Source organism: Streptomyces sp. NPDC044064, from assembly GCF_056434245.1.
Genome location: NZ_JBWKFN010000035.1, coordinates 1 through 19,421, shown reverse-complemented (window position 1 = coordinate 19,421; position 19,421 = coordinate 1). Strand labels below are relative to the sequence as shown.

Annotated in this window: 15 protein-coding genes; 10 read left to right on the top strand and 5 right to left on the bottom strand. The window is 71.9% G+C overall.

Annotated features, from left to right (window positions below; all coding sequences use genetic code 11):
• Positions 1-18: 18 nt before the first annotated feature.
• Entirely contained in the window at positions 19-1,170 is a 1,152-nt protein-coding gene (locus AC07DS_RS38830) for a dihydrodipicolinate synthase family protein (protein ID WP_479153258.1), read from the bottom strand.
• Positions 1,167-2,318 (bottom strand): Gfo/Idh/MocA family protein, encoded by a 1,152-nt coding sequence (locus tag AC07DS_RS38825; RefSeq protein ID WP_479153256.1) that lies wholly within the window; start codon positions 2,316-2,318, stop codon positions 1,167-1,169. The genes AC07DS_RS38830 and AC07DS_RS38825 overlap by 4 nt, the downstream gene beginning before the upstream one ends.
• Positions 2,319-2,609: 291 nt before the next feature.
• On the opposite strand from AC07DS_RS38825, the gene AC07DS_RS38820 reads away from it, so the two are divergent.
• The 5 genes from AC07DS_RS38820 (at position 2,610) to AC07DS_RS38800 (ending at position 7,436) form a co-directional block, all read left to right on the top strand.
• Positions 2,610-3,656 (top strand): LacI family DNA-binding transcriptional regulator, encoded by a 1,047-nt coding sequence (locus AC07DS_RS38820; protein ID WP_479153254.1) that lies wholly within the window; start codon positions 2,610-2,612, stop codon positions 3,654-3,656.
• Between the two features lie 15 nt (positions 3,657-3,671).
• Entirely contained in the window at positions 3,672-4,091 is a 420-nt protein-coding gene (locus AC07DS_RS38815; RefSeq protein WP_479153253.1) for a hypothetical protein, read from the top strand.
• 180 nt (positions 4,092-4,271) lie between these two features.
• Positions 4,272-5,201 (top strand): bifunctional helix-turn-helix transcriptional regulator/GNAT family N-acetyltransferase, encoded by a 930-nt coding sequence (locus AC07DS_RS38810; protein WP_479153251.1) that lies wholly within the window; start codon positions 4,272-4,274, stop codon positions 5,199-5,201.
• 16 nt (positions 5,202-5,217) lie between these two features.
• Positions 5,218-6,018 carry a sugar phosphate isomerase/epimerase family protein gene (locus AC07DS_RS38805; RefSeq protein ID WP_479153250.1) on the top strand — a complete coding sequence of 267 codons (801 nt, stop codon included), beginning with the start codon at positions 5,218-5,220 and terminating at the stop codon, positions 6,016-6,018.
• 158 nt (positions 6,019-6,176) lie between these two features.
• The gene (locus AC07DS_RS38800) at positions 6,177-7,436 is read left to right on the top strand and encodes an MFS transporter (RefSeq protein ID WP_479153248.1); all 1,260 of its coding nucleotides are present in this window, start codon (positions 6,177-6,179) and stop codon (positions 7,434-7,436) included.
• A gap of 321 nt (positions 7,437-7,757) precedes the next feature.
• Here the strand turns inward: AC07DS_RS38800 and aroA are convergent, their stop codons facing one another.
• The gene (aroA, locus tag AC07DS_RS38795; protein ID WP_479153246.1) at positions 7,758-8,993 is read right to left on the bottom strand and encodes a 3-phosphoshikimate 1-carboxyvinyltransferase; all 1,236 of its coding nucleotides are present in this window, start codon (positions 8,991-8,993) and stop codon (positions 7,758-7,760) included.
• Between the two features lie 108 nt (positions 8,994-9,101).
• Between aroA and AC07DS_RS38790 the strand changes: the two genes are divergently transcribed.
• From AC07DS_RS38790 to AC07DS_RS38770, 5 genes are all read left to right on the top strand, one after another.
• A complete protein-coding gene (locus AC07DS_RS38790; protein WP_479153399.1) occupies positions 9,102-9,968 on the top strand; it encodes a haloalkane dehalogenase in 867 nt (288 codons plus the stop codon).
• A 284-nt stretch (positions 9,969-10,252) separates the two neighbouring features.
• Positions 10,253-12,088: a glycoside hydrolase family 3 protein gene (locus AC07DS_RS38785; RefSeq protein ID WP_479153244.1), complete on the top strand. Its 1,836-nt coding sequence runs from the start codon at positions 10,253-10,255 to the stop codon at positions 12,086-12,088.
• A gap of 147 nt (positions 12,089-12,235) precedes the next feature.
• Entirely contained in the window at positions 12,236-12,883 is a 648-nt protein-coding gene (locus tag AC07DS_RS38780; protein WP_479153242.1) for a hypothetical protein, read from the top strand.
• A 145-nt stretch (positions 12,884-13,028) separates the two neighbouring features.
• Positions 13,029-13,304 (top strand): CU044_2847 family protein, encoded by a 276-nt coding sequence (locus AC07DS_RS38775; RefSeq protein ID WP_479153240.1) that lies wholly within the window; start codon positions 13,029-13,031, stop codon positions 13,302-13,304.
• Positions 13,297-17,439 carry an nSTAND1 domain-containing NTPase gene (locus AC07DS_RS38770; RefSeq protein ID WP_479153239.1) on the top strand — a complete coding sequence of 1,381 codons (4,143 nt, stop codon included), beginning with the start codon at positions 13,297-13,299 and terminating at the stop codon, positions 17,437-17,439. The genes AC07DS_RS38775 and AC07DS_RS38770 overlap by 8 nt, the downstream gene beginning before the upstream one ends.
• 60 nt (positions 17,440-17,499) lie before the next feature.
• Here AC07DS_RS38770 and AC07DS_RS38765 read toward each other — a convergent pair whose 3' ends face one another.
• Both AC07DS_RS38765 and AC07DS_RS38760 read right to left on the bottom strand, forming a co-directional pair.
• Positions 17,500-18,924 carry a S28 family serine protease gene (locus tag AC07DS_RS38765; RefSeq protein ID WP_479153237.1) on the bottom strand — a complete coding sequence of 475 codons (1,425 nt, stop codon included), beginning with the start codon at positions 18,922-18,924 and terminating at the stop codon, positions 17,500-17,502.
• 110 nt (positions 18,925-19,034) lie between these two features.
• Positions 19,035-19,325, bottom strand: coding sequence for a hypothetical protein (locus AC07DS_RS38760; protein ID WP_479153235.1), 291 nt, complete (start codon positions 19,323-19,325; stop codon positions 19,035-19,037).
• Positions 19,326-19,421: the final 96 nt, after the last annotated feature.

Genomic DNA, 19,421 nt, shown 5'->3' with positions numbered 1-19,421 from the left:
AGCGTTCGAGTCCGGTGCTCACTGGTTCACCCCGTACAGCGACAGCAGGTTCTTCATGCGTTCCTCGGCCAGTTTCGGGTCCGGGAACAGGCCGAGGCCGTCGGCGAGTTCGTAGGCGCGGGCGAAGTGCGGCAGGGAGCGGGCCGACTGGAGGCCGCCGACCATCGTGAAGTGGGACTGGTGGCCCGCCAGCCAGGCCAGGAACACGACTCCGGTCTTGTAGAAGCGGGTCGGGGTCCGGAAGAGGTGGCGGGACAGGCCGACCGTCGGATCGAGCAGCGCGCGGAAGCCGTCCGTGTCCCCCGTGTCCAGGACCCGTACCGCCTCGGCCGCCAGCGGGCCCAGCGGGTCGAAGATGCCGAGCAGGGCGTGGCTGAAGCCCGACTCGTCGCCCGCGATCAGCTCGGGGTAGTCGAAGTCGTCCCCCGTGTAGCAGCGCACGCCCTGCGGGAGGCGGCGGCGCAGGTCGACCTCCCGCCGGGCGTCCAGCAGCGAGACCTTGATGCCGTCGACCTTGTCCGGGTGCGCGGCGATGACCTCCAGGAAGGTGCCGGTGGCCGCGTCGAGGTCCGGTGAGCCCCAGTAGCCCTCCAGGGCGGGGTCGAACATCGGGCCGAGCCAGTGCAGGATCACCGGCTCGGCGGCCTGGCGGAGCAGATGGCCGTAGATCTCCAGGTAGTCCTCGGGGCCGCGGGCGGCGGCCGCGAGTGCCCGGGACGCCATCAGGACGGCCTGCGCGCCCGCCTCCTCCACGACCGCCAGCTGCTCCTCGTAGGCGGCGCGGATCTCGGCAAGGGTGCCGCCGGCGATCTGGTCGGTGCCGACGCCGCAGGCGATCCGGCCGCCCACGCCGTGCGCCTCGGCCGCGGACCGGCGGATCAACTCGGCCGCGCCCGCCCAGTCCAGGCCCATCCCGCGCTGGGCGGTGTCCATCGCCTCGGCGACCCCGAGCCCGTGGGACCACAGGTGGCGGCGGAAGGCGAGGGTGGCGTCCCAGTCGACGGCGGCGGGTGAGCCGGGGGACAGGTCGGCGTACGGGTCGGCGACGACGTGGGCCGCCGAGAAGACCGTGCGGGAGGTGAAGGGGGTGCCGGGAGTGAGGGCGAGCGGCTCCTGGCGGGGCTCGTACGTCCTCAGCGTTCCTTGGGAGTCCGGGAGCTGGATGGTCAAAGGGAGATCTCCGGTACGTCGATGCGGCGGCCCTCGGCCGAGGACTTCAGGCCCAGCTCGGCGAGCTGGACGCCGCGGGCGCCGGCCAAGAGGTCCCAGTGGTACGGAGCATCGGCGTAGACGTGCTTGAGGAACAGCTCCCACTGGGCCTTGAACCCGTTGTCGAACTCGGCGTTGTCCGGCACCTCCTGCCACTGGTCGCGGAAGACCTCGGTGGCGGGGATGTCCGGGTTCCAGACCGGCTTGGGGGTCGCGCTGCGGTGCTGGGCGCGGCAGTTGCGCAGGCCGGCGACCGCCGAGCCCTCGGTGCCGTCCACCTGGAACTCCACCAGCTCGTCGCGGTTGACGCGGACCGCCCAGGAGGAGTTGATCTGGGCGATCGCGCCGCCCTCCAGCTCGAAGACGCCGTAGGCGGCGTCGTCGGCGGTCGCGTCGTAGGGCTTGCCGTGTTCGTCCCAGCGCTGCGGGATGTGGGTGGTGGCCAGGGCCTGGACGGAGGTCACCCGCCCGAACAGTTCGTGGAGCACGTATTCCCAGTGCGGGAACATGTCGACGACGATGCCGCCGCCGTCCTCGGCGCGGTAGTTCCACGAGGGGCGCTGGGCGGGCTGCCAGTCGCCCTCGAAGACCCAGTAGCCGAACTCGCCCCGGACGGACAGGATCCGCCCGAAGAAGCCGCCGTCGATCAGGCGCTTCAGCTTGCGGAGGCCGGGGAGGAAGATCTTGTCCTGGACCACGCCGTGCCTGATGCCCTTCGCGTCGGCCAGCCGGGCCAGCTCCAGGGCGCCCTCCAGTCCCGTGGCGGTGGGCTTCTCGGTGTAGATGTGCTTGCCGGCCGCGATCGCCTTCCCGACCGACTCCTCGCGGGCCGAGGTGACCTGGGAGTCGAAGTAGATGTCGACGGCCGGGTCGGCGAGGACCGCGTCCACGTCGGTGGAGACGTGCTCGAGGCCGTGCCGGTCGGCGATCTCCCTCAGGGCGTGCTCGCGGCGGCCGAGCAGGACCGGCTCGGGCCACAGCACGGTGCCGTCGCCGAGGTCGAGGCCGCCCTGTTCGCGCAGGGCGAGGATCGACCGGACGAGGTGCTGGCGGTAACCCATGCGCCCGGTCACGCCGTTCATGGCGATACGCACCGTCTTGCGTGTCACGTCAGTCCCCTTCGTGGGCGACGGGCGCCCGGGTCGGCATCAGCAGCGTCGTCAGCATCCAGCGCACAGCATCCAGCGCAGCAGCAAGCGCTTTCTATCCAGAAAAGCTAGCCTCTGGACTGTGGTCTGTACAAGACCGTGTCCTCTTCGAGTTGTTCGAGGGGGCGAACAACTCGACTGGTTGGCCTTAAGGTCTGCTCGACACCGCACGGAACCGTGGCCGGGCGCGGCCTGTCTACGTGGACGTATGAGCACCAATGCGCGATCAGATGCGCGACCGGAGGACGACAGATGACGGTGACCTTGGCGGATGTGGCGGCCCGCGCGCAGGTCTCCCCCGCGACGGTGTCGCGCGTGCTGAACGGGAACTACCCGGTGGCCGCCTCCACGCGGGAGCGGGTGCTGCGGGCCGTGGACGAGCTGGACTACGTCCTCAACGGCCCCGCCAGCGCACTCGCCGCGGCCACCTCCGACCTCGTCGGCATCCTCGTGAACGACATCGCGGACCCCTTCTTCGGGATCATGGCGAGTGCGATCCAGGGGGAGATCGGGGGCCCGGGCGGCCGGGCGGGCGGCGAACGGCTCGCGGTCGTCTGCAACACCGGCGGTTCGCCGGAGCGCGAACTGACCTACCTGACCCTGCTGCAGCGGCAGCGGGCCGCGGCCGTGGTGCTGACCGGCGGGGCCGTGGAGAACGCGCCGCACGCGGCGGCGGTGGCGGCGAAGCTGCGGAAGCTGGCGGAGGCCGGGACCCGGGTGGTGCTGTGCGGGCGGCCGCCGGCGCCGGACACCGAGGCCATCGCGCTGACCTTCGACAACCGCGGGGGCGCCCGCGCACTCACCGACCACCTCATCGGCCTCGGCCACCGCCGGCTCGGCTACATCGCGGGCCCCGAGGAGCGGACCACCACCCGGCACCGTCTGGAGGGCCACCGGGCCGCGCTGGCGGCGGCGGGCATAGAGAACGACCCGCGCTGGACGGTCCACGGCCGCTACGACCGCCGGTCCGGTCACGAGGCCACACTGGAGCTGCTGCGCCGGGACCCCTCCCTGACGGCGATCGTGGCCGCGAACGACTCCGTCGCACTGGGCGCGTGTGCCGCACTGCGCGAATCGGGGCTGCGGATCCCCGAGGACGTGTCCGTGGCCGGCTTCGACGACCTCCCGTTCAGTATCGACGCGGTGCCCTCTCTCACGACGGTGCGGTTGCCGCTGTCCCAGGCGGGAGCCCGGGCGGGTCGGATCGCGATGGGCCGCGAGGAGCCGCCGCCGGGCGGGATCGCCTCGGTGCGCGGGGAGTTGATGGTGCGGGGCTCCACCGGCGTGCCGCGGGGCTGAGCGAAGAGGGCGCCGGTGATCGTCGAATCGCTCGGGGGCTCGGCGCCCTGCACGTCCTGCCGTGCCACCGCACAGTGGCACGGCGTGCAGGTGCTGCTGGACGACGACACGCTGCGGTGGGACACCGAGACGGCGTGCCCGGCCTGCGGGAGCGGGACGACCGCGTGCGGGAGGGAGCTTCCGGCCGGGATGCGGGAGCGGATGCTCACGGAGCACGGGCGGGCCGTTCTGCGCCTGGAGCCCTCGGCGCGGAGGCCGGCCGTCATGCGCGTGCTCCAGGAGCGGCTCGGCGTCGGGCTGACGGAGATCCGGGCCCTCGTGGAGCAGGTGGTGGCCGGGGAGTACGGCGGCACGCTTCCGGAGACCGAGTTGCTCGCGCGGCGGCTGCGAGCCGCGGGGGTCGACGCCGTCGCGGTACGGGAGGCACCTTTGTGAGTCCGGCGTGTGCGCGCCGATGAGTTTCCGCGGCAGCAGCACCCCTTCTTCGATCCCGAGGTGGTCGGCGGTGCCTTTGGCGCGGGGCTGGATCAGGCCGGGGCCGGTGGACGGCGCCGTGTTGTGGGCTTAGCCTCGGAGGACGGTATCTCTGACTGAGTCAAGCATCCGGGGGCGATCATGACTGTCCAGGACGTCCGCGCCTTCAACCGTTTCTACACGGGCGTCATCGGCGCCCTCGACTACGGCCGTCATCTGTACGCGCCGTACACCCTCACCGAGTCCCGGGTCCTGTACGAACTCGCGCACGAGCGGCATCTGGACGCGGCCGACCTGCGCACCCGGCTCGCGCTGGACGCCGGCTATCTGAGCCGCATCCTGAACAAGTTCGAGGAGGCGGGGCTGATCGAGCGCGGGACCTCCGCGGCGGATCAGCGCCGCAGGAGCGTCACGCTCACCACGCCCGGGCGCGAGGCCGCCGCACTGCTCGACGAGCGGGCGCAGGAGTCGGTGCGGACGCTGCTGGACACCGTGGCCCCGGAGGACCGGTCGCGGCTGGCGGAGGCGATGCGGACCGTCCGGGACATCCTCGGGGGCGGTGAGGCGACGCCGGATGAGGTCGTCCTGCGGGAGCCGAAGCCCGGTGACCTCGGCTGGATCGTGCAGCGCAACGCCGCCCTGTACGCGGCCGAGTACGGCTGGAACGCCGACTACGAGGGGCTGGTGGCGAAGATCGTCGCCGACTTCGCCCAGGACCACGACCCTCATCTGGAGCGGGTGTGGATCGCGGAGCTCAAGGGGCGGCCGGTGGGGTGTGTGATCTGCGTGCGGGACGACGCGCCCGCCACCGCACGGCTGCGGCTGCTCCTGGTGGAGCCCGACGCGCGCGGGCACGGGATCGGCGACCGGCTGGTGCGGGCCGTGGTCGACTTCGCGCGCGGGGTCGGCTACCGCGACCTGGTGCTGTGGACCAACGACGTGCTCAGCAGCGCCCGGCACCTCTACCAGCGGCACGGCTTCGTGCTCGTCGCCGAGCGGCCGCACCGCTCCTTCGGCAAGGATCTGGTGGGGCAGGACTGGCGGTTGGATCTGCACGGATCGGGCGTGTGACGAGTAGGGTCCGAGCATGAAGCTGGCGTTCTCCACTCTCGGTGTCCCCGGCCTGCCCGTCCCTGAGGTCCTGGCGCTCGCGACCGCGCACGGATACCACGGCATCGAACTGCGCGCCCATCCGGAGGAGCCGGTGCACCCGGGCCTCACCGCCGCCGAGCGGGCCGAGACGGCCGCGCTGTTCAAGGGGGCCGGGGTCGAGGTGCTGAGCCTCGCCGGGTACACGCGCGTCGCCGCGCACGGCGACGACACCCCCGTCCTCGACGAGATCCGTCAACTCCTCCAGCTGGCGCACGACCTGGGCGCCCCGTTCGTCCGGGTCTTCCCCGGCGCCGACCCGGACCGGCCCCGCGAGGAGTCCGACGCCGTCGCGGCCCGGCGGCTGGGCGCCGCCGCCGAGGACGCCTCCGCGCTCGGTGTGCGGATCCTGCTGGAGACCCACGACTCGCACCGCACCGGCGCCGACGCGATCCGTGTCCTCGGCCCGGTCGGCCACCGGCAGGTGGGCGCGCTGTGGGACGTGATGCACACCTGGCTGGGCGGCGAGCAGCCCTCGGAAAGCTATGCGGCCCTCGCCCCGCACCTCGGATACGTCCAGGTCAAGGACATCGCCTCGGCCGAGGACACCGCCCCGCTGCCGCTCGGCGCGGGCGTCCTCCCGCTCACCGAGTGCGTGGACGTCCTCTCCCGCCACGGCTGGGACGGCTGGCTGTGCTGGGAGTACGAGAAGCGCTGGTACGAGTCGGCGGCCCCGCTCCCGGGCCTGCTGAGCGCGGGCCGGGACCACCTCGTACGGCTGCTGGGAGAGGCTGCTTAGCCTGTTCGGCGCAGCGGGGCGGAGCGGCTCCGGGCAACGGTGTCCTGCCGGGCCGGACCCCGGATAATTCGCTGGCCGGGCCGGAGGGCGCCCGCATAACCTCCCCCGGTGATTCCGCAGCCCGCACTCCGTGCCCTCGCCTGCCCGCGTTCCCTCTCATGAGCCTCGCCCGCTCGCTCATCGACGTGCGGCCGCTGCGCACCTCGCCCGTCTTCCGGCGGCTGCTGGCCGGGCGGACCGTGTCCCTGCTCGGTGGGTCCATGACTCTGGTGACGGTCATGTACCAGGTGTGGGACATGACCCGCAGCACGGCGTGGACCGGTGCGGTCGGGCTGGCACAGGCGCTGCCGCTGGTGGTGTTCGGGCTGTTCGCGGGGGCCCGGGTGGACCGCGCCGACCGGCGGCGGATCTACCTGACGGCCACCGTGGGCCAGTCCGTCTGTTCGCTGCTGCTGGCGGTTCAGGGCTTCACCGGGCATGTCCCGGTGGCGGCGGTGCTCGCGCTGGTCGCCGTCCAGTCGGGCTTCGGTGCGCTCGGCGCCCCGGCGGCCGGTGTCTTCGTGCCGCGGCTGCTGCCCAAGGACCAGGTGGCCGCCGGTCTCGCCCTGAACCAGATCACCGGCCAGGCGATGTTCCTGCTCGGCCCGGCCCTGGCCGGTGTGCTGCTGGGCTGGCTGGGCGTCGGCGCCTGCTATCTGCTGGACACGCTCAGCTTCGGTGTCGCCTTCTACGGCGCCTTCGGGCTGCCCGCGCTGCCGCCGGAGGGCGAGCCGTCGCGGGCGGGACTGCACGGGGTGCTGGACGGGCTGCGGTTCCTGGCCGGGCACCGGGTGGTGCGGGGCGCGCTGATCACCGACCTCGCGGCCACCGTGCTGTCCTTCCCGGTCAGCCTGTTCCCGCTGGTCAACGCCGAGCGGTTCGGGAACAGTCCGCGCACCCTCGGCCTGCTCCTGTCGGCCCTCGCGGTGGGCGGCGTCGCGGCCACCGCGCTGTCCGGCTCGCTGACCCGGCACGGCCGGCCGGGCGCGGTGATGCTGTGCGCGTCCGGCACCTGGGGTGCGGCCCTGGTGGCCTTCGGCCTGTCGGACAACCCCTGGATCGGTGTCGCCCTGCTCGTCGTGGCCGGGGCGGCGGACGCCACGTCGGTCGTCTCCCGGTCCACGATCGTGCAGACCCTCACCCCGGACGCGCTGCTCGGCCGGGTCACGGCGGCCGAGGCGATCGTCGGCCAGGCGGGCCCCAGCCTCGGCAACGTCCGGGGCGGCCTGGTCGCCGGCTGGAGCTCGGGGGCGACCGCCCTGGTCACCGGCGGCCTGATGTGCGTCCTGGCAGTGGGCGCGGTCGCGGCGTCGACTCCGGAACTGCGCTCCGGGGAAGCCGAGTTGACGGACGGCGCTGCTGCTCCGGACGTGCCGTGAGCGGTGCCGGGCCGCCCAGGCACCGGTCGCGCACGGCCGGACGGGAGCCGTGACCGGCGTCCCTGTCGAGGTGCGCGGCGCCCGGGACGATACCGGGGGGATGCCGAGCGGCTCGCCGAAGTCGGGGCCGGCGCCCTCGGAGCGGTGCGGGTCGCCGTCGCCCGCGACGAGCAGGGCCCGGACGGGCAGGACGAAGCCGGGGGCGGGCGGCGCGGAGGCGGCCGCCCCCGGGTACCGGACGCGAACGGATCCGGACGGCGCCGCGACGAGCGGCACCCGGTGCGCGCAGCGCTGTTCCTCGCGGGGACGGCCACCGTCCCGTCAGGTGGTCGCGGCCAGTTCCGCGAACGCCTCGTGGAAGCCCGGGAACGTCTTCCGTACGCAGCCGGGATCGTCGTACGACAGCCCGGGCGTGCGCAGTCCGGTCACCGCGAAGGACATCACGATGCGGTGGTCCCCGTACGACTTGATGCCGACGTCCGGCAGGGGCGTGCCGGGCCGGATCTCGATCCAGTCGGGGCCGGTCGCCACGTCCACGCCGAGCCGGCGCAGGTTCTCCGCGCAGGCCTCCAGCCGGTCGCACTCCTTGACCCGCGTGTTGGCCACGTCCTCGATGCGGACCGGTCCTGAGGCGAAGGGTGCGATCGCGGCGAGGGTCGGCATGGTGTCGGAGACGTCCCGCATGTTGACGGTCAGGCCGCGCAGAACTCCCGTGCCGCGTACGGTCGTCCGGTCCGCGGCCACGTCCACCTCCGCGCCCATCCGCCGCAGCACCTCGACGAACCGCAGGTCGCCCTGGAGCGCCCCCGACCCGAGGCCCGGCACGGTCACCTCGCGGCCCGGGGTGACGGCCGCCGCGGCGAAGAAGTAGCTCGCGGTCGAGGCGTCCGGCTCGATGGCGTAGGTGGTGGCCCGATAGCCGCCGGCCGGGACCTCGAAGACCTGGCCGTCCCGGACCACCTCGACGCCGAACGCCCGCATCATCGCCAGCGTTATCTCCACGTACGGCACCGAGACCAGGTCGGTCACCCGGATCCGCAGGCCGCCCCGGGTCAGCGGGCCGAGCAGGAGCAGCGCGGTGAGGTACTGGGAGGACTGGCCGGCGTCCAGCACGACCTCGCCGCCCTCGACCCCGGCCGCCCGGACGGTCAGCGGGTGGTGGCCCTCAGCCTCCTCGTGCCGCAGGTCGACGCCGAGGTCGCGCAGGGCCCGGGTGAGCGGGCCGAGGGGGCGCCGGCGCATCTGCGGGGAGGCGTCGAAGCGGTAGGTGCCGTGGCCCGCGGCCGCCAGGGTGGGCAGGAAACGGGCGGTGGTGGCGCCGTCGCGGCAGTACACGTCGGCCTCGGCGAGCGCCGGGCCCTGCGGGCGGCCGTCCACCTGCCAGGCGTCCGGGGTGCGGCCCACCCGGTAGCCGAGCCGGACCAGGCCCTCGGCGAAGCCCTCGGTGTCGTCGGAGCGCAGGGGCCGTACGAGAGTGCTGACGCCGTCGGCGGCGGCCGCGAGGAAGAGCGCGCGGGCGGTGATGGACTTGGAACCGGGGATGTCGACTGCGGGCATGGCCGTCATGATGGTCCGTCGCACGGGCGGATGAGCGGAATGTCCAGGGGCTGGACCGCGCGCGTCGGGGGCAGCCCGCGTCAGATAGTAGCCATGGACATAATATCTATGTACGGTATCCACATGCCCACCACTCCAGTCCTCGACTCGGCCATCCACCACGAGGAGTCCGGAAGCGGTACTCCCTTCGTCTTCCTGCACGGCAACCCCTCCTCCTCGCACACCTGGCGCAAGGTGCTGCCCGGCATCGGCGCCGGCCGTCTGCTCGCCCCCGACCTGATCGGCATGGGCCGCTCGGGCAAGCCGGACCTCGCCCACCGCTTCGCCGACCACGCCCGTTACCTGGACGCCTGGTTCGACGCGCTCGGTCTGGACGACGTGGTCCTGGTGGGCCACGACTGGGGCGGCGCGCTCGCCTTCGACTGGGCCGCGCGGCACCCCGGGCGGGTACGCGGCATCGCCTTCTTCGAGACCATCGTCAAGCCGATGGCCTGGGAGGAGCTGAGCCCGCAGGCCCGCAAGCGCGCCGAGACGATCCGCTCGGCGCAGGGCGAGCGGATGCTGGACGAGAACCTCTTCGTCCGGCAGGCCTACTCCGGCGGCGTCCTCACCCCTCTGCCCGAAGCCGAGGTGGAGGCCTACCTCGCGCCCTACCCCACCCGCGACAGCCGCCGCCCCCTGCTCTCCTGGGCGCGCCAGCTGCCGCTGGGCGGCGAACCCGCCGAACTCGTGGCCCGCATCGAGGCCTACGACGCCTGGCTGGCCAAGAGCCCCGGCACACCCAAGCTGCTGCTGACCTTCGAGGGCTCACCGACCCTGCTGATCGGCCCGGAGACGGCCGAGTGGTGCGCCACCCACCTGGCGGGCCTGGAGACGGTGCACTGCGGCCCGGCCGGCCACCACGCCACGGAGGACCGGCCGGCCGAGATCGCGGCGGCCGTCTCCTCCTGGGCCGACCGGCACGGACTGCGCTGACGCCTCGCCACGGGAACCCACCGCCGCCCGCACCCGTCCAACCCGCGAGCTGCCGGACGAGTCCGTGGTGCGGTGTCGGCCCTCGCCGCAGGCCGCGAACGCCGACGCACCCTCTCCGCCGCATCACGCCCGACAGCCCACCGCCATCGGCGCGCCCCCCTCCCAAGCGCCGATGGCGGCCTCATCCTGGCTTACTGTGCAGTCCCTTGACGGAAAGAAACTTCCCGGATATTGGTGACTCCTCGGAAGTTTCCTTCAGCGGTTCTCCTCTGGAAGGAGCGCACGTGCACGACACCAGCACGGGAAGCACGGGAAACACCGCACGGCCGTCCAGACGGGCCGTCCTCGCCGCGACCGCGGGCCTCACCGCCGCGCTGACCGTACCGGCCGGCGCCGCCCACGCCGTCACCTCGAACGACCGCGCGCTGCGCGCCCTCATCTCCCGCATGAGCCTGGAGGAGAAGGTCGGCCAGCTCTTCGTGATGCGGGTCTACGGCCACTCCGCCACCGCCCCCGACCAGGCCGACATCGACGCCAACCTCAAGGAGCTCGGCGTCCGCACGGCCGCCGAACTGATCGAGAAGTACCGGGTCGGCGGGATCATCTACTTCACCTGGGCCCACAACACCCGCGACCCCCGGCAGATCGCCGACCTGTCCAACGGCATCCAGCAGGCCTCCCTGGAGCTGCCCCGCGGCCTGCCGCTGCTCATCGCCACCGACCAGGAGCACGGAATAGTGTGCAGGGTGGGCAAGCCGGCCACGCTGTTCCCGGGCGCGATGGCGATCGGCGCGGGCCGCTCCCGTTCCGACGCCCGCACCCTCGGCCGCATCTCCGGTGCGGAGCTGCGCGCCATGGGCATCAACCAGGACTACTCCCCCGACGCCGACGTGAACGTCAACCCGGCCAACCCGGTCATCGGTGTTCGGTCCTTCGGGGCCGACCCGGACGCGGTGGCGGCCCTGGTGGCGGCCGAGGTGGGGGGCTATCAGAGCTCCCGGGTCGCGGCGACCGCCAAACACTTCCCGGGACACGGCGACACCGCCGTCGACAGCCACACCGGCTTCCCGGTCATCACGCACAGCCGTGACCTGTGGGAGAAGCTGGACGCCGTCCCCTTCCGGGCGGCGATCGCCGCGGGCATCGACTCGATCATGACGGCCCACATCCAGTTCCCGGCGCTCGACGACTCCGGCGACCCGGCGACCCTGTCCCACCCGATCCTCACCGGCATCCTGCGCGGTGAACTCGGCTACGACGGAGTCGTGGTCACCGACTCCCTCGGCATGGAGGGCGTGCGCACCAAGTACGGCGACGACCGGGTGCCGGTACTGGCCCTGAAGGCCGGCGTCGACCAGCTGCTCAACCCGCCCTCGATCGACGTGGCCTGGCACGCGGTGCTGAACGCCGTCCGCGACGGCGAGCTGACCGAGACCCGCCTGGACGAATCGATCCTGCGCATCCTCCGCCTGAAGGCCCACCTCGGACTGCTCGACGGCGCGCACGTCCCCCGGTCCGGCGTCGACCGCACGGTGGGCACCGCATCCCACCTGGCCACGGCGGACCGGATCGCCGAACGGACCACGACCCTGATGGTCAACGAGGACGACGTCCTCCCGCTGGACCCCCGCACCCAGCACAGGATCCTGGTCGTCGGCGCCGACCCGGCCTCCCCGTCCGGCACCACCGGCCCGCCCACCTCGGTCCTGGCCACCGCCCTCACCGAACTGGGCTTCGCCGCCACGGCCCTGTCCACCGGGACCGCACCCTCCGCGGCGACCATCGCCAAGGCGGTGGCGGCGGCGCGGGACGCGGACGCGGTGGTCGTCGGGACGTACAACGTGACGGCGGGCAGCACCCAGCAGACCCTGGTCGAGCAACTGCTCGCCACCGGTACCCCGGTGGCGGCCGTCGCCGTCCGCAACCCCTACGACGTGGCCCAGCTCCCCTCCGCCAAGGCCTACTTGGCGACCTATTCCTGGACCGACGTCGAACTGCGGGCCGCCGCACGGGTGATCGCCGGACGGGTGAACCCGCGGGGCAGGCTCCCGGTGCCGGTGCAGCGGGCGGACGATCCGACCCAGGTGCTGTACCCCCTCGGCCACGGGCTGACGTACTAGACGTACGTCGCACACGGGGCACAACGCACCCAAAGGGCTGAAACCCTACTGTTCGCCTGACGTGGCCCCGGCGCCGGGGCCACGCTGGGCGGGGGGGGTGTCCGGGGGTCGGCAGTACCCGGACAGGGGGTGTCTGGGGGGTTGGCGATGCGCGGGAAGGGTGCCGCACGGACGGCGTACGGCCTCCTGCCACCCACCCCTGCCCTCGCCGCCCTGGCGGCCGTCCTGGCCGGCCTGCTCAGCGGCTGCCAGGGCCACGCGGACGCCCCGGTGGGCAACGCCCGGCCCGCCACCGCCCTCCCCTCCGGCTACGGCGCCCAGTTCCTCGCGGTCGGCGAGTGCAGCTCCTTCGGCACCACCAGCTTCACCGAGGTCCCCTGCACCGGCGAGCGGGCCGCCGCCCGGGTCGTCGCCCGCTACGACGGCACGACCGCCGACGGCCCGCTGTGCCCGCCGACCACCGACTTCGTGCTGCACATCAGCGAACAGCGACCACGGGACGACGAGGACGGCGACGGCGCGATCCCCCAGGGCTACGCCTGCATGCGCAACCTGGAGCCCCCGCACCCCGGCGACCCGGGCGCCGGCGGCGGCCCCCGCACGATCCCCGGCGACTGCCTCTACGACTCCGGCGGCGGCCAGGTACGGGAAACGGCGTGCGACGGGTCGGGACACCGGAAGCCGCAGTACGAGGTCGCGAAGGCGGTCACCGAGCGATCCGAGTGCCCTGCCCCGACGGTGCTCTACGTCGAGTTGGGCGGAAGGCGGCCGGTGGGGTGCGCCCGGCCGGTGTGACGTCTCCTTCGTACGGCCCAGCTCGAGCTGCGGCATATGCCACGGGTGCCGGATGCTGGCTGTGATCCCTGGTGAGCGCGCGAGTGACGGAGGAGGAGGCGCCTTGGCATCCCTGTTCTGTATTCCGATGGAGGGCGGGGGCTCCGTGCTGGTCGAAGCGGCAGCCGGGGTGGAGGGGCCGGTGAAGGCCGGGCGCCTCGGGGACTTCGTCCGGGAGGTGCCCGGCACCCTGCAGGAGGCTCTGGAGCCGATCACGGAGGCGGCGCAGGCGGCCCTCGACCAGCTGCGCAAGGCCCGGCCCGACGAGATCACGGTCGAGTTCGGCGTGGATCTCGCGGTCGAGGCCGGGGCAGTGATCACCAAGGGCAGGGCGAACTGTCATCTGCAGGTGACGGTGTCATGGACGGGCAACGGTGGCTAGCGACGGGCGAGGAACGGAAGCGGGCACGCCCTCGGACCTGCCCTCGGCAGTGGCGCAGATCCTCGGGCCGGACGGGAGCGTGGCGGGGGCGGGTTTCCTGGTGGCCGAGGATGTGCTGGTCACATGTGCGCACGTGGTCCGGGCGGCCGGGGCCGAGCCCGGGGAGCGGGTGCGGCTGGCCTTCCCCCGTGTGGCGGGTGCCGGTGGGCTGGAGGGGCACGTAGAGGGGTGGCGTGCGCCCGAGGGCGAGGATGTCGCCTTCGTCAGGCTGCGTGAGACACCGCCGGGTACGCGGGTGTTGCCACTGGGCTCCGCGGAGGGGTGCGGCGGCCACGATGTCCGGTCGTTCGGCTTTCCGGCCCAGGCACCGCGGGACGGGCACTTGGGCTTCGGCAGAGTGGGTGATCTGCTGCCGGCCTCGCAGGACGGGAGCACGCTCCTTCAGCTGACCGAAGCCAACGACCTCACCACCGGGTTCAGCGGCGGGCCCGTCCTGGACGAGGTGACCGGCCTGGTCGTCGGAATGCTCACCGGGATCACGGCGCCCGACGGGTTCGCGCGGGGACAGGGCATCGCGTACGTCACCCCTACACAGGTCCTGCAGGAGATCCGACCTGAGCTGGCAGCGCAGGAGGTGTGTCCCTACCGGGGACTGGAGCCGTTCACCGCGGAGCACACCCGCTGGTTCCAGGGGCGGGGTGAGGCGGTACAGCAGGTTCTGGCGAACCTCGCCTTGGGGCGACGGCTGACGCTGCTGCTCGGGCCGTCCGGGTCAGGCAAGTCGTCGCTGATCCAGGCGGGTGTACTGCGGGCGTTGGCGGAGGGGGAAGTGGCGGGGAGCGATCGGTGGCTTCCTGTGCTGGCCCGGCCCCGGCAGAATTTGCCGGCCGAGATCGAGCGTGCCGGACTGCCCGGAGCGGCCCGGGACGGGATCACGGCTGCGGTCAACCGTAGGCTGGGGAAGGAGCCCGATTACCAGCGCGTTCTGTTGGTCATCGACCAGTTCGAGGAGCTTCTCGTCCAGGGCGCCGACGGCCGGCTGCGGAACTTCCTGGCCGTCATCGACGACATCACCGCGGCCGCCGAAGCACCAGCCAGGCTCAACGTCATCCTGGTCATGCGCGACGACTTCTATCCCCAACTGGCCGCTCTCGCACCCAAGTTGCTAGAAGCCGCGACACCCGGGCTGCTCAACGTGCCGGGCGCGCTGAGTAAGCGCGACCTGCACGACATCATCGAGCTGCCCGCCGAGGACGTGCGACTCCGCTTCCAGCCGGGGCTGCCCGAGCAGATCATCAGCGACGTACTGGCGAGCAGCCCCGAAGCGGTGGCGACGCGGCTGGCTCCGGTCACCGTGCTGCCGCTGTTGGAGCTGACACTCAGCCAGCTGTGGCTCCGACGGCAGGACGGTTACCTCACCCACGGGGCATACCAGCGCATCGGAGCGGTCAGCGGGAGCCTGACCACTTGGTGCGACAGCGCGCTGGAGGAGCTGTCTCCCGATCAGCAGGGCATCGCGAGACGCATCCTCACATCGCTGGTGCGCCCCGCCGACTCCAGCCGCCGTATCCCGGCCGTCCGCGCGCAGGTACCCCTCGACGAACTGCGCGAACTTGCGGCCAGCCCGGACAGCACACCTGACGGTGGTATCGACGCCGTCATCGCCGTTCTGGCGCGCCATCGCATCATCACCACGCAGACGCTTCGCGATCCCCAACGACCCGATGCACCTCCGGGTGAGCCGGTGGCGGAGCTGATTCATGACGCGCTCATCCGTGACTGGGGAACGCTGAGGGAGTGGGTGCGCCAGGATTACCGCTTCCAGGAGTGGCTCGACCGCACCCGTGAACGGCAGACGCATTGGGCAGAGAAGACCGACCCGGGGGACCTGCTGGGCGGAACGGCGCTCGCCGAAGGCGTTGAATGGTCTCGGCAACGCGGGCTGCCCGACGACATCGCGGCGTTCATCATCGCGAGCAAGCGACGTCAGAGGGCCGTCGACCAGCGCAACAGACGTGTAGCCACCGTTCTCGCCTCGTTGCTGGTGCTCGCCCTGCTCGCTGCCGGGGGCGCGGTGTGGCAGTGGCGGACGGCGGTCGACGAGCGGCACGCTGGGCGCTCTCTGCGGCTCGCCACCGAGTCCGACACCCTGATCGGCACAAGCCCCGAACTCGCTTCGTTGTTGGCGGTCCAGGCGTACCACTACAAGCACACTCCCGAGTCCATCGAAAGCCTGAGGACCGCTGCCGCCCTCCCCCTGCATCGACGTCTGTCAGGCCATACCGGCGAGGTGTGGTCGGTGGCGTTCAGTCCAAACGGCCGCATCCTCGCCACCGCCAGCGCCGACCGCACCGTACGCCTGTGGGACACGGGCACCGGCAAGACCCGCGCGGCCCTGATCGGACACACCGACACGGTGTCCTCCGTGGCGTTCAGTCCCGACGGAGGCACCATCGCCACAGCCAGCGCCGACGGAACCGTACGTCTGTGGGACACAAACACCGGCAAAGCCCGCGCGACCCTCACCGGACACACCGACATCGTGCTGTCAGTGGCATTCAGCCCCGTCCGACACACGCTCGCCACCGCCGGCACCGACGGAACCGTACGTCTATGGGACACAAACACCGGCAAAGCCCGCGCGACCCTCACGGGACACAAGGGCGCAGTCGAATCCGTGGCATTCAGCCCCGACGGCAACACCCTCGCCACCGCCGGCGCCGACGGAACCGTACGTCTATGGCAACCCTCCACCGGCGCGACCCGCACCCCCCTGACAGGACACAAGGGCGCAGTCGACTCCGTGGCATTCAGCCCCGACCGACACACGCTCGCCACCGCCGGCACCGACGGAACCGTACGTCTGTGGGACACAACCACCGGCGCGATCCGCACGGCCCTGACCGGACACAACGGCGCAGTTGACTCCGTGGCATTCAGCCCCGACCGACACACGCTCGCCACCGCCGGCACCGACCGCACCGTACGTCTGTGGGACACAACCACCGGCGCGATCCGCACGGCCCTGACCGGACACAAGGGCGCGGTTGACTCCGTGGCATTCAGCCCCGACGGCCGCACCCTCGCCACCGGCGGCGCCGACTACACCGCACGCCTGTGGGGCACAACCACCGGCGCGACCCGCGCGGCCCTGACCGGACACAAGGGCGCGGTTGACTCCGTGGCATTCAGCCCCGACGGCCGCACCCTCGCCACCGCCAGCGCCGACCACACCGTGCGCCTATGGGACACGGCCACCGGCAACGCCCGCGCGACCCTGACCGGACATACCAAACAAGTACTGTCAGCGGCATTCAGCCCCGACAGCCGCACGCTCGCCACCGCCAGCGCCGACCGAACCGTACGCATCTGGGACACCACCACTGGCAAGACCCGCGCGACCCTGACCGGGCACACCAAACAAGTGCTGTCAGCAGCATTCAGCCCCGACGGCCGCACGCTCGCCACCTCCAGCGCCGACCAAACGGTACGACTGTGGGACGTCGCCACCGGCCAGACCCGCAAACATCTGCCCGGCCAGAGCGCCACGGTGTGGTCAATGGCATTCAGCCCCGACGGCAGTGCCCTCGCCACCGGCGGCGCCGACGGCACTGTTCAGCTGTGGGACGTCGAAACCGGCGGCATCCGCAAACGCCTGCCCAGCCACGCCGCCACGGTGTGGTCAATGAAGTTCAGCCCCGACGGACGCATCCTCGCCACCGCCAGCGCCGACGAAACCGTACGGCTCTGGTACTCAGCCACCGGCTCGACTCGCAACACTCCGACTGGGCACACCGGCGAGGTGGCTTCAGTGGCATTCAGCCCCGACGGGCACACGCTCGCCACTGGCAGTACCGACCGCACCGTTCGTCTATGGGACATGACCACCGCAACGAACCGTGCGGCATTGGTCGGACATACCGACACGGTGCAATCGCTGGCTTTCAGTCCTGACGGGCTGACTCTTGCAACTGGCAGCGCCGACAGCACGGCGAGGCTCTGGAGAGTCGCCCTACCTCCACCCTCTGCGGCCGTCCAGATGATCTGCCGCGCCGTCCATCGAGATCTCACCCCGCAAGAACGGACCGACTACCTCCAGGGGCAGTCAGCAGGCCCGGTCTGCCCGACCCGCTGACAGCCGAGACGGCGGAGTCCGGGCATGTGGACCCCGCCGCCAGCGACAATGGAACCGACGTCACGGACGCAACGCCGGCTCCCTCTCCACGCCCCGCACATCCAGCTTGGCGTCATACCGAGCCAGCGGCCTCGCAGCCGACGGGTTCTTCTCGACCGCGGCGGACGCAACCCCCGCCCACTCCAGAATCCGTGCCGTGGCCAGTGCCTTCTCCTCGGACACCAGGCCCGCCACGTTCGCCCCGTGGTTCAGCCCGGGGGCCGTGAAGACGTACGAGTCACGGGCGCCCTTGCCGAGGCGGAAGCGTTCCGAGCCCCAGGGGTCGTTCTGGCCGTAGACGAACAGCATGTGGTGTGCGTGGTGGCGGACCCACGTATCGACGTTCCGCATCGCCCCGGGCTGGAAACGCATCGGGATGGAGCGGGGCACGAAGTTGCGCGGGGGCTGGTAGCCGTAGCGGATCAACTTCCGTTCGATGTAAGGGAAGTGGATCGTCGGCGCGCCCAGCTGGGTGCCCGCCTGGTAGTAGTACGGGGTGTACTGCTCCAGGCCCTGGTCGGTGTAGGCGGAGAAGCCCGAGATCGTGTCGACCGAGTTCCAGATCTCGTCGTCCGTCGCGGTCGCCGCGTTCGCCGGGACGGAGTCGCAGTCCTTCAGCAGGCTGTACTGCCAGAAGCCCCAGACGTAGTCGAGGACGACCGCCTCGTAGGCCTTGTCCAGGCCGCCGATGGTGTCGAAGGTGTAGCCCCCGTCAGCGGCGAACTTCGCGTACTTCGCCTCCAGCGGCTCCCGGCGTACCAGCGCCTCGCGCTGGACCCCATTCAGGCGGTCCCGGCACTCCTTGGTTCCGACCGTGGCGAAGAAACGGTCGTAGGCCGAGTCCTCGTTGTTGACGACGTCGTTGGGGGCCACGTAGGCCACCACGCCGTCCATGTCACGGGGGTAGAAGCGCTCGTAGTAGGTGGCCGTCATGCCGCCCTTGGAGCCGCCGGTGGCCAGCCAGTTGGCGGAGTAGACCGGCTTCAGCGCCTCGTAGACGCGGTGCTGGTCGCTCGCCGCCTGCCAGATGTCCAGCTTGGACCAGTCCGCCGGGTCGGGGCGGGAGGGCGTGAAGAAGCGGTACTCCAGCGAGACCTGGTTGCCGTCCACGATCTGCGTGGGCTCGCGGCGGGACGGGTTCGTGGAGACGTTGTAGCCGCTGGTGTAGAAGACCGTGGGGCGGCTCACGTCCTTGTGCAGCACGGTGATGCGCTGCTGGAAGGTCCCGCGGTCCGGGTGCCGGTGGTCGACCGGCTGGGTGTAGTTCAGGACGAAGTAGCGGTACCCGGGGTACGGCTTCTCCTGGATCAGGCTCATGCCGGGTATCGACAGGAGCCGGTCCTTGATGTCGGTGGGCTCGGACTGTGCGGCGGTGGCCGCGCCCGCTGTGCTCAGCGTGCCTATGAACACCGTGAGCGCCAGCAGCCATCTGAGCGCCTTGCGCATGCGCACTCTCCCCTGTGAGACAGATGTGCGCCGGAAGCTATCGGAGCAACTGCCGTCACACCAGGGGTTATTGAGCGGTGTTCGCGATCAGCACAGGATTTCGGTACGCGTCAGCAGAGGATCCAGCCAGAGCTGACCGAAACCCCGCTCACCGTGCCCTTCACCCACACGCAGCGCTGGCCCGCGTGGACCGTCACCGGGCCCGCGCGGTGCTTGAACCGGCCCTTGTCCACGACCGGGCGGTTGCCGCGGGCCTGCACGCTCACCGACATCACGCGCTCGACGCCGGGCTTCCGGGCGATGGTGACGGCACAGACGTAGCCGTTGCGCTTGAAGACGTGCACGGTACCGGTGCTGAAGGGCAGGGTTCTCACCTCGCGCCCGGCGCAGGACCCGTCCACGGCCGCGGGGGGGGGGGGGGGGGGGGGGGGGGGGGGGGGGGGGGGGGGGGGGGGGGGGGGGGGGGGGGGGGGGGGGGGGGGGGGGGGGGGGGGGGG

Coding starts and splice junctions, on each gene's coding strand:
- AC07DS_RS38820 (WP_479153254.1), top strand. CDS start 2,610: ATGACGGTGACCTTGGCGGATGTGGCGGCCCGCGCGCAGGTCTCCCCC.
- AC07DS_RS38810 (WP_479153251.1), top strand. CDS start 4,272: ATGACTGTCCAGGACGTCCGCGCCTTCAACCGTTTCTACACGGGCGTC.
- AC07DS_RS38805 (WP_479153250.1), top strand. CDS start 5,218: ATGAAGCTGGCGTTCTCCACTCTCGGTGTCCCCGGCCTGCCCGTCCCT.
- AC07DS_RS38800 (WP_479153248.1), top strand. CDS start 6,177: ATGAGCCTCGCCCGCTCGCTCATCGACGTGCGGCCGCTGCGCACCTCG.
- aroA (WP_479153246.1), bottom strand. CDS start 8,993: ATGCCCGCAGTCGACATCCCCGGTTCCAAGTCCATCACCGCCCGCGCG.
- AC07DS_RS38790 (WP_479153399.1), top strand. CDS start 9,102: ATGTACGGTATCCACATGCCCACCACTCCAGTCCTCGACTCGGCCATC.
- AC07DS_RS38780 (WP_479153242.1), top strand. CDS start 12,236: ATGCGCGGGAAGGGTGCCGCACGGACGGCGTACGGCCTCCTGCCACCC.
- AC07DS_RS38765 (WP_479153237.1), bottom strand. CDS start 18,924: ATGCGCAAGGCGCTCAGATGGCTGCTGGCGCTCACGGTGTTCATAGGC.